General features: G+C 68.7%; 11 protein-coding genes and 3 pseudogenes. 5 read left to right on the forward strand and 9 right to left on the reverse strand.

Annotation, left to right across the window (positions count from 1 at the left end; all coding sequences use genetic code 11):
- Positions 1-9: 9 nt before the first annotated feature.
- Positions 10-414, forward strand: a complete 405-nt coding sequence (locus ACY34K_RS32010) for a type II toxin-antitoxin system PemK/MazF family toxin (RefSeq protein ID WP_462753469.1) — start codon at positions 10-12, stop codon at positions 412-414.
- Positions 415-505: 91 nt separating this feature from the next.
- Here ACY34K_RS32010 and ACY34K_RS32015 read toward each other — a convergent pair whose 3' ends face one another.
- On the reverse strand, positions 506-1423 hold the full coding sequence (locus ACY34K_RS32015) for a Vgb family protein (RefSeq protein ID WP_462753437.1): 918 nt from the start codon (positions 1421-1423) through the stop codon (positions 506-508).
- A gap of 54 nt (positions 1424-1477) precedes the next feature.
- The gene (gene abc-f, locus ACY34K_RS32020) at positions 1478-3103 is read right to left on the reverse strand and encodes a ribosomal protection-like ABC-F family protein (RefSeq protein ID WP_462753439.1); all 1626 of its coding nucleotides are present in this window, start codon (positions 3101-3103) and stop codon (positions 1478-1480) included.
- A 113-nt stretch (positions 3104-3216) separates the two neighbouring features.
- Between abc-f and ACY34K_RS32025 the strand changes: the two genes are divergently transcribed.
- Both ACY34K_RS32025 and ACY34K_RS32030 read left to right on the forward strand, forming a co-directional pair.
- Positions 3217-3867 (forward strand): TetR/AcrR family transcriptional regulator, encoded by a 651-nt coding sequence (locus ACY34K_RS32025; RefSeq protein ID WP_462753443.1) that lies wholly within the window; start codon positions 3217-3219, stop codon positions 3865-3867.
- 406 nt (positions 3868-4273) lie between these two features.
- On the forward strand, positions 4274-4600 hold the full coding sequence (locus tag ACY34K_RS32030) for a hypothetical protein (protein WP_462753471.1): 327 nt from the start codon (positions 4274-4276) through the stop codon (positions 4598-4600).
- Positions 4601-4774: 174 nt separating this feature from the next.
- On the opposite strand, the pseudogene ACY34K_RS32035 reads toward ACY34K_RS32030, so the two are convergent.
- From ACY34K_RS32035 to ACY34K_RS32055, 5 genes and pseudogenes are all read right to left on the reverse strand, one after another.
- Positions 4775-5311: pseudogene (locus ACY34K_RS32035) on the reverse strand (transposase); the annotation flags it as partial.
- A gap of 265 nt (positions 5312-5576) precedes the next feature.
- Positions 5577-6581: a trypsin-like serine protease gene (locus ACY34K_RS32040; RefSeq protein WP_462753445.1), complete on the reverse strand. Its 1005-nt coding sequence runs from the start codon at positions 6579-6581 to the stop codon at positions 5577-5579.
- A 348-nt stretch (positions 6582-6929) separates the two neighbouring features.
- A pseudogene (locus ACY34K_RS32045) lies at positions 6930-7653 on the reverse strand (IS5 family transposase); the annotation flags it as partial.
- Positions 7654-7687: 34 nt separating this feature from the next.
- A complete protein-coding gene (locus ACY34K_RS32050; protein ID WP_462753470.1) occupies positions 7688-8788 on the reverse strand; it encodes an amidohydrolase family protein in 1101 nt (366 codons plus the stop codon).
- 483 nt (positions 8789-9271) lie between these two features.
- Positions 9272-9877: pseudogene (locus ACY34K_RS32055) on the reverse strand (transposase family protein); the annotation flags it as partial.
- Positions 9878-10452: 575 nt separating this feature from the next.
- Between ACY34K_RS32055 and ACY34K_RS32060 the strand changes: the two are divergent.
- Both ACY34K_RS32060 and ACY34K_RS32065 read left to right on the forward strand, forming a co-directional pair.
- Positions 10453-11700: a hypothetical protein gene (locus tag ACY34K_RS32060; RefSeq protein WP_462753447.1), complete on the forward strand. Its 1248-nt coding sequence runs from the start codon at positions 10453-10455 to the stop codon at positions 11698-11700.
- An 8-nt stretch (positions 11701-11708) separates the two neighbouring features.
- The gene (locus ACY34K_RS32065) at positions 11709-12020 is read left to right on the forward strand and encodes a hypothetical protein (RefSeq protein WP_462753449.1); all 312 of its coding nucleotides are present in this window, start codon (positions 11709-11711) and stop codon (positions 12018-12020) included.
- Positions 12021-12755: 735 nt separating this feature from the next.
- On the opposite strand, the gene ACY34K_RS32070 is transcribed toward ACY34K_RS32065, so the two are convergent.
- Positions 12756-13826, reverse strand: a complete 1071-nt coding sequence (locus ACY34K_RS32070; protein ID WP_462753451.1) for a ferritin-like domain-containing protein — start codon at positions 13824-13826, stop codon at positions 12756-12758.
- Positions 13827-13860: 34 nt separating this feature from the next.
- Positions 13861-14613, reverse strand: a complete 753-nt coding sequence (locus ACY34K_RS32075; protein ID WP_462753453.1) for an AfsR/SARP family transcriptional regulator — start codon at positions 14611-14613, stop codon at positions 13861-13863.
- Positions 14614-14679 lie beyond the last annotated feature (66 nt).

The raw sequence follows: 14679 nt of genomic DNA on the forward strand, positions 1-14679 counted from the left end.
GGAGGACATATGCAACGCGGCGAAGTCTGGTGGGTCGACTTCGATGAGCGACGGCCGGTCGTGCTGCTGCCGGGAGACGAGGCGTCCGGGCTCAGGGCGATGCAGGTCGTCGCTCCGGCGGGCGTCGACATCAGCGATCTGGGCGTCGAAGTGGCCGTGGGCGCCGCGGAAGGACTGCCCTTCGAAGGCGTGCTGCGGTTCGCGTTCCCGCGTCCAGGCTTCACCCCTTGCACGTGGCTGACCACCGTGTCCCGTGACGACCTGGTCGAGCGGGCAGGCGTGCTGTCCTCCGTGAAGCTCAGCGAGATTGAGGACGCCCTCCGTGTTGCTGAACAGCCGAAGGAGTGGACCGCGACGGTGGCCGCGAAGCTCAGCGAGATGAAGGATGCCCTCCGCCTCGGTGGACTGCAGTAAGCGGGCAAGGGACGGACGCCGCCGATGGTGTGGGCGATCTCGTCCAGATGATCAACGCCGGCCATCTTCGCGGCGTCCCACACCGGCAAGATCACGATCTACGGCTGGAGTACGAGGCGATGCGGGCGATCACACCGTGCTCCAGCGCCGTGTACAGGGCGCCGTCGGCGCCGAAGGCGAGGCCGTGCGGCTCGCTGCCCGAGTCCGGTAGCGGAGTTTCGGTGACCCGGCCGTCGGGGGAGAGGGAGGCCACCCGGCCAGTGGCCCACTGGGTGAACCAGTAGCTCCCGTCGGGTCCTGCCGTGATCGCGTGCGGGCGGCAGGCCGGATCGGGCAGCGGGAACTCCGTGATCTCGCCGTCGGTGGTGATCCGGCCGATCCGGCCCGCGTTGATCTCGGTGAACCACAGGGCCCCGTCGGCGCCGGCCGTCAGGCCCACCGGCCCGCACTCCGGATCGGGCAGCTGGCACAGGGTGATCCGGCCGTCGACGGTGATCCGGCCGAGGGCGCCGGCCCGGTTCAGGGTGAACCAGAGGGCGCCATCCGCCGCCGCGGTGATGAAGGCCGGGAACCCGCCGGTGGAGGGCAGCGGGAACTCGCTCACCTCGCCGCCGGTGTCGATCCGGCCGATCCGGTCGGCGCCGGCCCGGGTGAACCACAGCGCGCCGTCGGGCCCCGCCGTGATGCCGTACGGGGTGGCCCCGTTCCCGGCGGCGGTGGCGGGGAGGGCGTAGGAGCGGGATCGCCCTGAGGTGTCGATCCGGCCGATGCGGTCGTCCCGCATGCGGGCGAACCAGAGGGCCCCGTCGGGCCCGGGGGTGATGATCGCGGGCCCGCAGCCGGTGGAGTCCAGCGCGAATTCTTCGAGGTGACCGTCGGGGGTCAGGCGGGCTATACGGCCGGTGTGCACGAGGGTGCACCACAGTGCACCGTCGGGGCCGGACGCGAGTGCGTACGGGCCGGAGGCGGGGTCGGACACGGGGAAGGTGCGGATGTGCGGGGAAGGCATGCGGTGGAGGGGTTCCCTTCGTTCGGTGGAGGGGGTCGGGAGGGGCACGCGGTGTCAGGTGGCAACGGCCGCGCAGGCGGCGGGCGCGAGTTCCAGGCGGGCGCCCTGCCACTGCGCGCGCAGCCGGCGGTCGTGGCTGACGACGACCACCGCGCCGGCGAAGCCGGCCAGCGCCGCTTCCAGTTCCTCCGCGAGGGCGGGGGAGAGGTGGTTCGTCGGCTCGTCCAGCAGCAGCACGTCGGCGGGTTCGGTGACGAGCCGGGCCAGGGCCAGCCGCTGCCGCTGTCCCGCGGACAGCGCACCGACCGGTACGTGCAGCCGCTCGTGGTCGAACAGTCCCAGGGCCAGGAGCTGTTCGGCGTGTTCCTCGGCGGTGCCGGCGCGCCCGTGGGCGTACGCGGCCAGCAGCGTACGGCCGGCCGGGCCGGACTGCGCCTGCTGCGCGAGCAGGCCGACGCGTCCGCGCCGGACGACCTGCCCGCGGTCGGGGACCGCGGCGCCGGCGAGGATGCCGAGCAGTGTGCTCTTGCCGGCGCCGTTCGGGCCCGTGACCAGCAGGCGGTCGCCGGCCGAGACGCTCAGGTCGACGGGCCGGAGGCGGTCGTCGACCTGCACGCCGTCGGCCTGCAGGAGGACGCCCGAACGTGTGGCGGCGTGCAGCGCGGGCGTGAAGCGCAGCGGCTGCGTGGGGGCGGGCACGGGCCGTGCGAGCAGGCGTCCCAGCCGCTCCTCGGCGTTGCGGACCCGGCTCGCCAGGGACTGCTGCACCCGGCCGGCGGCCCGGTCGTAGGCCATCTTGTTGCCGTCCTTCATGGCCCGGCCCGGTGCGACGCGGCGGGCGGTGGTGGCGGCCGTGTCGCGCAGCCGCGCCACTTCCGCCTGCCACTCCTGGTGCGCTTGGACCCGGCGTTGCCGCTCGGCGGACCGCTCGGCGAGGTAGCCCGCGTAGCCGGTGCCGTAGCGGGTGGTGGTGTGGAGGTCGCCGTCGACCTCCAGCAGGGCGGTGGTGACCCGTTCGAGGAAGACGCGGTCGTGGGAGACGACGACCGTGGTTCCGCGCCGGCCGCGGAGATGGTCCTCCAACCAGGCCAGAGCGGCGGCGTCGAGATGGTTCGTCGGCTCGTCGAGCAGCAGCACCTCGGGTGCGGCGGCCAGCAGGGAGGCGAGGCGCAGGCGGACCTGTTCGCCGCCGGAGAGCCCGGCGACCGTGCGGTCGCGCTCCAGCCCGACCAGGCCGAGGCCGTGCAGGGCGCGTTCCAGGCGGGCGTCGGCCTCGTACCCCCCGCGGAGTTCGAAGGTCGTGAGGAGGTCGGCGTACGCGGCGAGTACGGCGGGGTCGTCGCCGCAGTCGGCCATCCGCGCCTCCAGGCGGCGCATCTCCTGCTCCATGGAGCGCAGTTCGCCCAGCGACCGGTCGATCACCTGCTGGACGGTCAGGTGTGGGGGGAGGTACTCCTCCTGGGCGAGGTAGCCGATGCCGCCGTCGGCCCGGGCGATGACCTCGCCCCGGTCGGGGCGTTCGGCGCCGGCGAGGAGGCGGAGCAGCGTGGACTTTCCGGATCCGTTCTCGCCGACGATGCCCAGCCGGGCACCGGAGGGGACGGAGCAGGTGACGGAGTCGAGGACGGGGCGGCCGTCGTAGGACTTGCTGACGTCAAGGGCGGTGAGCTGTGCAGTCATAGGGCGATTCCAGGGGCTCGGAGGCGTGCGGGTGCGGGGAGGTACGGCGCGGGCTGCGGAAGATCAGCACGGAAAACTCCTTAACGCGACGGATGTTGCACTAAGATGTTGCCATGGATTCCAGCAACCCCGCAAGCGCCTCTTCCGGGCCAACTGTCCGCCGCCGCACCGGAGGTCGCAGCGCCCGCGTCCGCGCCCAGGTCGTCGAGGCCGTCGGCGCGCTCCTGCTCGAAGCCGGGTACGACGGCCTGACGGTGGACGCCGTCGCCGAACGGGCCGGCGTCCACCGCACGACCGTCTACCGGCGCTGGCGCGACGTTGGGGGCCTGTTGGCCGACATCCTCGACGTCGCAGCCGACGACACCTGGCAACCACCGGACACCGGCTCGCTGGAGGGCGACCTCACCGCCCTGAACCGGGAGGTGTACGACGCGCTCGCCGCCGGCCACACCCTGACCGCGGCCCTCATCGCGGCGTCCTTCCGTTCGGTGGGGGCCGCCGACGCGCTGAGCCGTTTCTGGGAGAACCGCTACGAGCGCTGCGCAGCGGTCGTGGAGCATGCGGTCGCCCGCGGCGAAGTCCCCGCGGACACCGCCTCCCGCCCCCTCCTTGTATCCGCGACCGCCCCCCTCTACCACGAACTCCTCCTACTGCGCAGCGCACCCGACCCCGCCCTGCCGAGCCAGGCCGCGCAGGCAGCCGTCGCGGCCGCCCGCGCCGGCAGCTTCCGGCGCACCGCCGGCGCCCCGGACACGGCCGGGTAGCTCCTGTGCGCACATCGCGCGGGCCCGGCCCGTGCAGCGCGAGGCGTGCACGGGCCGGGCCCGAGGGGACAAGAGCGGTGACCGGCGCCGCAGCCGGCGTTACCGGCGCGGCAGCGCCAGAGCCGATAAGTCTTGACATTCATGGCTCTTCTTTATGCGGGTGCGGACGCCGATGAGTACCGCAATGAAAGCGGCACGAATCTGGGTGTGTGACATGAACTCGCGGGATGCATAAGAAGCACCCTCCCTGACAGGGTTCCCTCGGCGTGGGCGGTTGTCAAAGGTACTCATGGCAATCTCCATACGGCGGAACCACTGCGGTGCGTAGGAAACGCGGATCAACTCTGAAAGGGGGCGGTCGAACTGGGACGAGGCGATCGAGCATGGTGCGTGACCACAGAAATGGATGATTCGCCACGCCCTCGAAGCTGGCCTTCTTGAGCTCCGCGAGCTTGGTTTCGACATCTTCCGTGGTCTTGAAATGGCCCACCGGGTACGTATGTCCTCGTTGTTGGCGTCGTCCCTGACGGGCTGGGGATCGAAGCCGGCGGCCTTCAGCCGCGTCGGCAGCGCCTCAGCTTCGCTCCTGGTGAGGACGGCCCGCAGCTTCGGCTCGCTGTCGGGCATTGGCTTGTCGAAGACCTTCTTCCCCGGCCGGCGTGAGCCCGTGACCGTGGTGGGCCGTCTTGCCGGCGTCCAACCCGCAGAAGACGCCTGTGCCTTCGCTGTCTAACGTCGCACCCTGCCGCAGGCGTTGATCGTGCCGGCCTCGGCGGTGGCACCGTGCTCGCGTATCCACGGCATTGCACCAGGTCGGACGGTGGCCGGGTCTCTCATCAGCGTCTCCGACGGCACCTCCCGGGCCCGGCGACACCCCCCCAGGCCATGCCATCGGCAGAGGAGAATCTCAATGATGAAGCCAAGCCGTCTGCGTGGCGGGTGGGTTGGAGATGAGCAGCCTTCCGTCACGCAGCATCGCCCACAGGACATCGACCCGGCGTCGGGCGAGGGACAGCAGAGACTGGGTGTGTAGGAGTCCTTCGGCCCGTTTTTTGAGGTAGTAGTCCCTGGAGAGGCCGGGCCGCATCATCGCGGCCTGGGCGGACATGTAGAACAGCCAGCGCAGGCGACGGTTGTAGTGCCCGGGCCGGTGGTGGTTTCCGGTGCGGCGCCGGGAGTCCCGGGCGACCGGTGCCAGGCCGACGTGGGATGCCAGGCCTCCGGCGTCCTTGTAGCCGGACAGGTCACCGACGATGGCGACGAACTCGGCCCCGAGGAGGCCCATGCCGGGCATGGACTCGATGATCTCGGCCCGCTCGTCCGCACGGAAGGTCTCACGGATCTCCCGGTCGTTGTCCTTGATCCTCTCGTCCAGGGCCAGCAGCTGGTGGGCAAGGTCACAGACGAGCTTGGCGGCTCGCTTCTCGCCGGGCACCGCGGTCTGCGTTCCGCCGTGACCAGCACATCCATGGCCCGAAGAACACTCCGCCGACAGGTCCCTAACCAGCGATAACCGCAGTTCTCAATCAGCGGTCGGAGCGTCCCGGAGGACCGGGCGGCCATTCCCCTCGAGCCATCAACGGCACACAGTCATCAGCCACACCCGGTCCTCCCGGACCGCCCAACATTCTTAGGGACACAGTCATACAGGACCCGGAGGCCAGCGGCCACATTGCAGGACCCCAAAAACATAAGGGGGATTCGATTCGTCAGCAGGGGCCCGCGTCCTCCCAGGCACCGTGCGCTGTGGATCCTCCGGGCTCGTTCCCCCGGGTCCACCACTTGGCCTTCCACCTACGGCCGTCACGGGACACCACGTCCCCTTCCGTATAGACCGCATCCCGGTCCCACGGCGGCGCGGTGCGTCCATGGTGCCCGTCGGCCTCGCCAGCTCCGCTCCCGGATGGAGCCGGACCCGAGCCATCGCTGCCCCCAGTGAGAGCACCGCGAGATCCGCTGCCGCTGCCCGACGGTATGTCGCTCCCGCCCGCTGCCCCCGCCGAGGATCCTGTGTTGTCCAGATCCAGTGCCGTGGTTTTCCTGATCCACGGCAGGCTGTCGACCACGCTGGCGAAGTTGGTGTTGTCCCCCCACCCGCTGGATATCACACCAACCTGCTTGCCATTGACGAGCAGGGGCCCACCGGAGTCCCCAGGCCTGAACTGACCGGTGAACTTGGTGCTGCACACGCCGACCCCGTGACGATAGTCTTTGCACGTCCCGCCGACGCTGGTCACTTTGACCTGAGCGGTCTGCAACGTGGCCGAAGCGCCGTTCGGGTTCGCCGTACCGAGCCCCCAGCCGAATATGTCACCGATCGAGGTCACCTGCGGGTTTGTGTCGGCGAGGGTGACCGGGGCGGCCCCCGCGTCGCCACTCAGCTCCAGGAGCGCGATATCGGCCCCTGGCCGGATGTGCGCGGCCGTGACCCCCAGGGCGACACCCTTGCCCCGTTCCCGACTTCCCGTATGAACCTTCATACTCTTTGTGGCGTCGCCTTCTACACAATGCGCGGCAGTGAGTACCCATTTGGCATGGATGAGCGTTCCCCCGCACAGACTGCCACCGGAGTATAGATGGACGATTCCGGTCGGTGTGTTCCCATCGGTTGCCTTCTGACCGCCATCGATTGCATACACCGAACCGGCGACGGCTGTGAGCGCCACCAGCCCGGTCACCACCCCAGCGGCGATTTTGCGACGACAGCGCGACATGATGCCTCCTTGCTGTGGGCCGGCAGCGGCGACAACACCCGTTACTGTCAATAGCGGTCACCGGCTGAGCGCATGTCGGCTCGCCGGGCCATCCGGAACGACAGCGGTCCAGGTCAGTCGCGTGAAGCCAGCAATGACGGGTACTGATGAAGAGACAGCCGCTGCGACCTGGTCACGCCAGAGAAGGACCAAGTGAACCACTATGCGGAATCCTGGCGAAGACTCTTCATACCCGTGACAAGGACTGGCGCGTGGCTGAACTGCCTGTGTCGGTTGTGCGGGGTGTGGCCGCGGCCCGGCCGTACAACTCCGGCGGCGTGACAGCCATCGGTGCCCAACGCCGGGACAAAAGGTCCGCTCGACAACCCAGCGGTCGCCAGCGAGGCCGGAGCCATGTGAGACGCCGCGTCGGGCAATGACGGGTCTCACCCCCAGGGCCCAGGCCAGACGCCGGTAGTTGTCGTGGTCGTAGCCGCGGTCCCCGAGCACCGTGTTGGGCCGTCGGCGGGGCCGGCCGCGCTTGCTGCGGACCGGTGGGACGGCTTGGAGTAGCGGGATGAAGGGGGTGACGTCGTTGCGGTTGCCGCCGGTCAGGGTGGCTGCAGGCGGAATGCCGGTGGCATCGCTGATCAGGCGATGTTTGCTGCCGTTCCTGCCCCGGTCAACGGGGCTTCGCCCTGTTTTGGAGCCCCCTTTCACGCGCGTACGTGGCAGCCGTCGACCACGGCCCGCGAGAAGTCGAGGGCGCCGGCTCCGCGGAGCCGGGCCAGGAGGGTTCGTGCAGTCGCGGCCACACGCTGGCTTCGGTCCACTCAGCCAGGCGCCGCCAGCAGGTCATGCCCGATCCGAAGCCCAGTTCCTGCGGGAGGTGTTCCCACGCGATCCCGGTATGCAGCACGAACAGGATGCCCCGGAACACCAGCCGCTCCGGATGCCGCTTCCGGCCAGGATGACGAACCCGACGCTCGACCGTCGGCAGCAGCGGCTCAATCACCGCCCAGAGCTCATCGTCCACTTCCCACGGCTTACGCCGAGCCACCCCGCACCCGCAGCTCGACAGTCCCAGGGGCATCCAGCCAGCCCGACGATCATTTCGTAAGGAGTTGTTAGGCGCGCCTCAGTGCAGGCAACAGGCGGAGCACGTTGTCGCGGTTGATGCCGCGTCGTTGGCGGTCGCTGAAGACCGGGTCGGTCTCGATGGCCGGCACCGTGAAGTCGGTGATGATGTCTGCGGAGGCGGCCGGCCAGTCGGTGCCGAAGAGGATCCGGTCGGCGCCGGCGGTGGCCACCAGAGTGCCCGAGGGGGCCGACGGGCCCGCCGTGTCGTAGTAGAAGCGGTGGAGGTAGTCCCGTACACGGGCAGCATCGAGGGGTGGAGTGCACAAGCCGCCGAAGGCCTCCATGCGGGTGGCGATCTGAGAGAGGAATCCTCCGGCGTGCGGCAGGATGACTGACAGGTGCGGGTAGCGGTCGAGTGTCCTGGTACGGATCAGGTTCACAGCAGCACGCGTGGTGTCCAGCAGGAAATCGCACATGAAGTTCGGAATTCCGGGGACGGTGGGCACGCCGGGTGTTCCGCCTGGGAGGTCGAGCGGATGCGTGAAGAGGACCGCGGCGCGCTCGTCGAGTTCGGCAAGGAGGCGGTCGTACGAGGGATCACCGAGGTAGACACCGTTGTAGTTGGCTTTCACGCTGGCTCCGACGGCACCGAGCTCGTCGAAGGCGCGGCGGAGAGCCCACGTGGTGACTTCGGGATGGTCCAGGACAGCAGGAGCGAGGACGGCGAAACGGCCCGGGTGCAGGGCCACCAGGTCGGCCATCGCCTCGAAGACGACGGTGAGACCTTCCCTGGCCTGCGCCGCGGTGCGGTACCGGTCCTGCATGGTCGGGTTGAGGACCGCGGTCGCGATTCCTACCCGGTCCATCAGCGCCAGGGTGGAGTCCAGATCCCAACGCGCCCACCACAGGAGTTCCTGCCGCTGCACCAGGCCCTCACGCTCCGCCCAGTCAACCCATGCCGGAGCGGTGAAATGGTGGTGGACATCGATCCTTGCCCGGCCGGCGGCATCGCCGCTCCCCAAGCCCGGCGGCATCGCTTTCCCCCTGGCCAATGCGCTGGACTCGGCCGTGGCAGCGACGGTGGTCGCCAACGCCCCGCTGGCGATGAGCAGACTGCGCCGGCTCATGGCCCGGGTCGATTCGGACATCCGCGTTCCCCATCCGTAGCGCCATCGGTTTGCCGCACCACGATGGCCCGTCGGCGGGCCCACGATCACCACGGCGTGCCCTGTTCGAGGTCGGTTCCCTCGGACGGACGCGGTCCAGCCCACGGTCTGCCACGAAATCCCAGGCAGGATCCCTTCACGGCCGGCTCACGTACGAAGTCGGGGGCCGTCGCGTCCGACGGACCCGTTCCGGGTGATCAGCAGCAGGTGGCGGTCGCGGTGTCGTTGCCGCGTGCGTTGCTGCCGGCGCGGCGATTCAGATGATGCCGGTCCTGGACGACGGGACCGCGCTGCTGATGCCACCGAATGCTCTCGACGGTGATATAGACAGTGACAGTCCTGCCTCGGTGTGCGTCTTTGCTGCGACCCGGTCTGCAGAGGCCGATGGGGTTGGCTAAGGTCTGTCCCGTAGAGATCTTGATGTCGCTTGGGCATGGCAAGTGGGCCGCCGTGCGGCCCACTTGCCTATCCGGCGAGAGCGAGGTTGTGCATTCGGGCGATGCCGAGCGTGGCGTGGTGGACGCCGTCGCCTTTGAGGCGGCTGTCGCGAAGGATCTTTTATGTCTTCATACGGGCGAAGACGTGCTGTCTGGTCGCGCTGTCGGCGGTCCGGGATGACGAGTCCGGCGCCCGGGTAGCTGCCGTCGGCGATCGTGACGGTGTTGCCCACGGCGGCCTTCGCGCCGGACTCCTCCCATGCCGTGCAGTCGTTGCGGTTCCCGGCGAGTGGCCGGCCGACCACGACGATCAGCCGGGTGCGGCGTCGATGACGACCTGGTGGTGGGTGGAGTACCGGTAGCCTTTTGACCGCTCGGCGACGGTGTGGTCCCGGGTGGGGACCAGGGTGCCGTCTGCGATGAGGACGGTGTCTTTGGCGAATCGCTTGCGGGGCTGGAGAGCGAGCAGGGTCCGAGGTGGTTGATGACTCGGCCGGCCGTGGACTTTGAGATGCCGAACAGCGGAGCGAGCTGCCGCAACGTCAGATTGGTGCGCCAGTAGGCCGTGACCAGCAACACCCGGTCCTCCAGCGGCAGAACTCCACGGCCGGCCTCGGTGGACCACGTGTGCTCCCGCAGAAGGATGCCGCCGAGGCCGCCAACTACGCCGCGCCGGCCGAGAAGTCCGCCAAGGACGCCGAAGCCTCCGCCGCGAAACGCCGCCGAATCCGCCCGCAAGGCACCGGTGCCGAAGAGTGTGCTCATCGGGCCGCAGCGGACGCCGAGACCTCCACGGCCGACGCAGCGATCTCGTCGCAGATGGCATACGCATCCGCGTCCAGCGCCTGGGGCTCCGCAGACGAAGCACACGCTTCCGCCCTCCCGGCGGGCAGGACGCCGTGGCAGCCCGGAAGGCGGGCTTCGAAGCCTTCGCCATCACCGTCACCGAGCTGAAGCAGGAGGAGGAAGCCGCAAGAGCCGGCCAACTGATGCCGAATGCCGGGCGCACCTGAGAAGTCCGCAACTGCTAACCAGAGTGCGGCGATCATGTGCACCTGGGTGGGGATGCCGGTCACGAGAGCGTTCTGTAGCACGTGACAATGCGTGGTCCCCAACGACCCCCTCTTCCCTGCCCGATGGCGCGATGCGGCACAGGCTGCGCCGGTAGAGTGGCAGCGCTTATGTCCCGCGAAGAGGATCCAGGTGGCCATGTCGCAGGTGCCCCGTGACGATGACACGCCAGACAGCGGCCGTGCGGCCGCAGAACGGTATGCCGTGCCAGTCGAGCACCTGGTGGCTCGCAGCGGGACGCTGAAGGGCGAGTTGGTGGGCTTTGCCCAGCAGACCCGTTTTGCCAGGCAGCTGACAGCCCGTCTGCACGCGGCGGGTGACAGCGGAATGCTGGATGAGGGGGCCGCGGTGCGCACCCTCGATCATTTCGCCTTGCAGTACCGGCTCCACGACGGCACCACGGTCGTGGAGCGGTTCGTCGAATACCGACGCCCGCCCCTGACCGAGGACGAGCGCGCGATGCTGCTGGGATGGCGCGATGTTGTAGAGGGATTGTTCGAGGTCCACCGGGCCGACGACGCTGGCGGCACCGTCGTGCTCCACAACCTTATCGACGACCTGAGCTACGCCGTTCAGTCCAACATGGGCTCCGAAGTGCTCGCCGTCCTTGAAGAGGGGATGTTCACATACTGCCGCATCGTTCCCGTCCACCCCGCAACCGATCATTGGCTGATCAGCGGCCACTTCTTGCCCTACCCCCAGTTCAGCGGACCGGAAGTCGCACAGGCCGCCCTGCAGATGGCGACGGCCGACCCGGGCCTGTTGCGCCGTAACCCGGATCTGTACCAGCGGGCCTGGCGGCTGCAGGCCGAAGACCGCGCCGCTTTCATCGACCTGTTCGGCTCCGACCTGGTGATCCTGCCGCCGGCCACAGCCCAGGAACGGCTGACTGAGCACCGCCGGCGCCGTCTGGAGGAGGCGACGGCATCAGCCGAAGCCAACGGCAAGCCCATCGCCCCCGCTGCGGACAGCACTCCTACCACCGAGGAGATGGGCCGACTGCCCAAGGAGTACATGTCGGCCGACACCGTCGGGCTGATCTACGACGAGAGCGAAGGCCTCAACTACTACCTCGACTTCGGCCGCCTGGACACCCTGTTCGCCAATCCCGACCTCGCCCGTGACCGCACCTACATCACCCAGCTCCGCGAATACCTGAGCGACGACACGGTCTCGCCGCTGCCCCTGCGCCGGCTGGTCCAACGCCACCCCGACGGCGCCGACCCCGTCTTCCGCGTCCTCCTGCGCAAGCCCGGCTTCTCCTGGCAGCGAGACGGCGAAGAGCTGCTGCGCACCCGCAAAAAGACCTTCCTCCACAAGGAGACGGCACCCAGCTACTCCGTCGTAGGAAACCGCCTTGCCGAACTCCTTCGGACCCAGCGTTGAGGAGATCGATGGATAAGCTCAGCGACCGGCAGCTAAAAGCTCTGGTCGAGGAAGCCACCATGGACGCCTACGGTGAGGACGAGCAGCTCACCGGCTTCTACACCATGCTCGTCGATCATCTGGCGATGCCATTCGAGACGACCGTACTCGGAATGCGTGTCACAGTCGATTCTGTCGACCTCGTGGCTGGAAGTCAGATCATCGCCTGGTGCACTCGCGGCACGCACCGCCAGGCGATTGCCATCCTCGACCTCCCCCTGCCCACTCCCGCCCCGGACGGTGCCGAATGGATCGGTGCTTACCGGCATTGGGCGGGCTGAACAGGGCTTCAGCGTCGCTGACGTCTTCGCACCGACGGCTCGGCCAGCCGGTGAGTTCGTGACCTATCTCGGGCGGCAGAAACTCCGAACTCATTGAGAGGTCCTTCTCCCGGCTCTCCGGCGGCAGGTCCGCCGCGTACTGTTCGGCGGATACCGCGAGGTGCGGACGTGCCCGCGCAGCCGCTCCCGCAGCCGTACGGCCCCCGGCCGGGTGGTGGACGGGGAGGGCGAGGGCGGCCTTGTGAAGAGACGGCAGTCTTCACCTCGCCGGGCTACGTGCCTGCCGGCGTCACGACTACCCGGATGTCCAACGCGGCCCTGCTGCCAGCGCTCCCGCCGCAGACCGTGATGTACCTCAAACCGGCCTCCCCGGTTGCCTTCCGGCTGGACAGGGCCAACAGCGCGGCAGCAGTCCCCGCGCCTGTCGATACACAACCTATCCCTCAGCCTCCGCCCACGTCCGCACCCCTGCCCAGCCCCCTGTGATGGCCGAAATGAGATCGACAGGCTCTGGGCACCGGTGCACTAACGGTGAGCCGGTCCTTGGCCAGCTCACCGCCGCTCTGCGAAAGGCCGCGTCCGGTCCATCACCGCAGATGGCGACACCTTCAGACTCCGTTTCATCTGCGAGTTGGAGGCTCCTGCGGGGCCGGAAGACCGGCTGGCAACGACTGAATGGGCTGGTTGTCCGGGCCCCGCAGCGACGGGGGCGCCAGCTCCGGTGGGCGCGTCGCGTCAGGGAGTCACGTAGCGGAATTCCGGCCCGTAGTTCTTGCCGCTACCGCCGGGGATCGGGCGTTCCATCAGCCGTTGTGCGGGGTCCTGCAAGAAGGACATCTGCCCTACCGCGTTGAACAGTAGCTGTTCCGCCTGGGTCGCGTCGGTCTCCTGCCACGGCAGTTCCAGCGAGCGCAGCAGTGCGCTGTAGACCTGGTTGAACTCGTCAAGGACCTGGATAGTCTCAGCGTCTGGTGCGGAAGGTCCCGTCCGGGGCCAGCCCCCCTTGGGCACGATGCCCATGGGCAGGGCCTCGGGCATCGCGATCTCCGCTCCCTTGAATTCGAACTTCCCGGTATCGGGGTTCTTCTTCAACTTGCGCCCGTGGAAGATCTCTCGGAAGGCGTAGTAGTGGGCGCGCTCTCCCGCTGCCCCCGGGTGGGGGTTCTCCGGCGAGGCCGACGTGCCCTCACCCTGTTCCTTGATCACGTCGATGGCCGACTCGACGGAGGCGAGCGTGGTGAGGGGCACGACGTCATTCCCCACACCGTGATGGGGCATGAGCATGGTCAGCTGTCGGGCGCCGGTGATCCGCTCCGGGTGCGCGCGGAACGCTTCCAGGAGCGCGGTGTAGAAGGCTCCGATCGACGTGTGCTCCGCTACGGCCCGCACGAGCGGGTGGTCCGGTTCCTCGACGTGGGAGTACATCTCCACCGCATCCTTGGTCAGTCCGCTGAGGAAGACGCAGAGTTCGGGCCGGACCCCTCCCGGTAGTGGGCCGGGGTACTTCGGCACCACCGTCTCGTCGGCGAGCACGGGAGTCCCGCCGATCGTGGTGAGCAGGTTGCACGCCAGACCGAGGTGCGACATCTCGTCGAAGACGATCTCGTGCAGGGTGTCGAAGACGGAGCCGTCCCCGGTTGAGGTGTCGATCGACCACAGGCCGCACAGATAGGGTGGGAGCGTGGCAAGTTCCAGCAGGACCGCCTGCTGCGCCGCGTCCCGCATCCAGGCGGCGTCACGGCGCTCCGCGGGCTGCTCCATCAGTTCGACGATGCGGTTGCTCCGGGCATACAGAAGCGCGTTCACCACCAGTCTCCTTCCGGACGAGCTCCGCCCCTTTTCAAGGATCAGCGCGTTCCGTCACCCCACCGTCATCTCTATGTCTGGGAATCATCTGTGTGAAACGCACGGACGGTTCGACACCGAGCTCTGCGCGCAGCAGGTGCTGAAAGGCGTGGTAGTGCCGGAGAGCCTCGTTCAGATTGCCCTCGGCGAGGTGGGCGGAGACCACCGCCCGGTGGGCGCTCTCGCGGAGCGGTTCGATGCGGATGCTCGCGAGCGCCGCCTCCAGGGCGAGGGCGGGCATACCCTGCCGGGTCAGCCGCTCCGAAAGCGTGTCGAGGGCGTGCAGACGCAGTTGGCGCAGCCATTCCCGTTCGAGCACGACCCAGTCGTCGTTCCAGTCGGGAAGAAGATCCCCGTGGTTCAAGAGTCCGATCAGTGACTGGTCGTCCTCGAGGGGCCCGCGAGCGTGCAGAACCTCCAGCGCGGATTCCGCGAGGGCGTGGGCGTCCACGCTCACCTCGTCGGCGATGGCGATCGTCTCCGGGGCACACTGGATAAGCGCGTGATCGTTCCGCGGCAGTTTCCACAGAGCCGTGCGCAGGCTCCCGCGCGCGTGCGCCTCGGTCGCCTCCGGCCAGAGAGTTCCCGCGACTACCGAGCGGTCGGCCCGTCGCCGGAGGCCGACGAAAGCCAAGAGCCGTTGTGCGTTTCCACAGACCTCGACGTGCTCGCCGTGGAACTCCAGGCGGAACTGACCGAGCAGCCGCAGGTGGGGGTGCCGAGGAGGGAGGGAGGAAGAGGGGTCCATGTGCCGTCCTGCAGGGGGGTTCCCGAGACTGGGAGGGTGACGACGATCAACGCCCGTGCAGCGCAA

It is taken from the genome of Streptomyces sp. STAM6 (genome assembly GCF_054963715.1).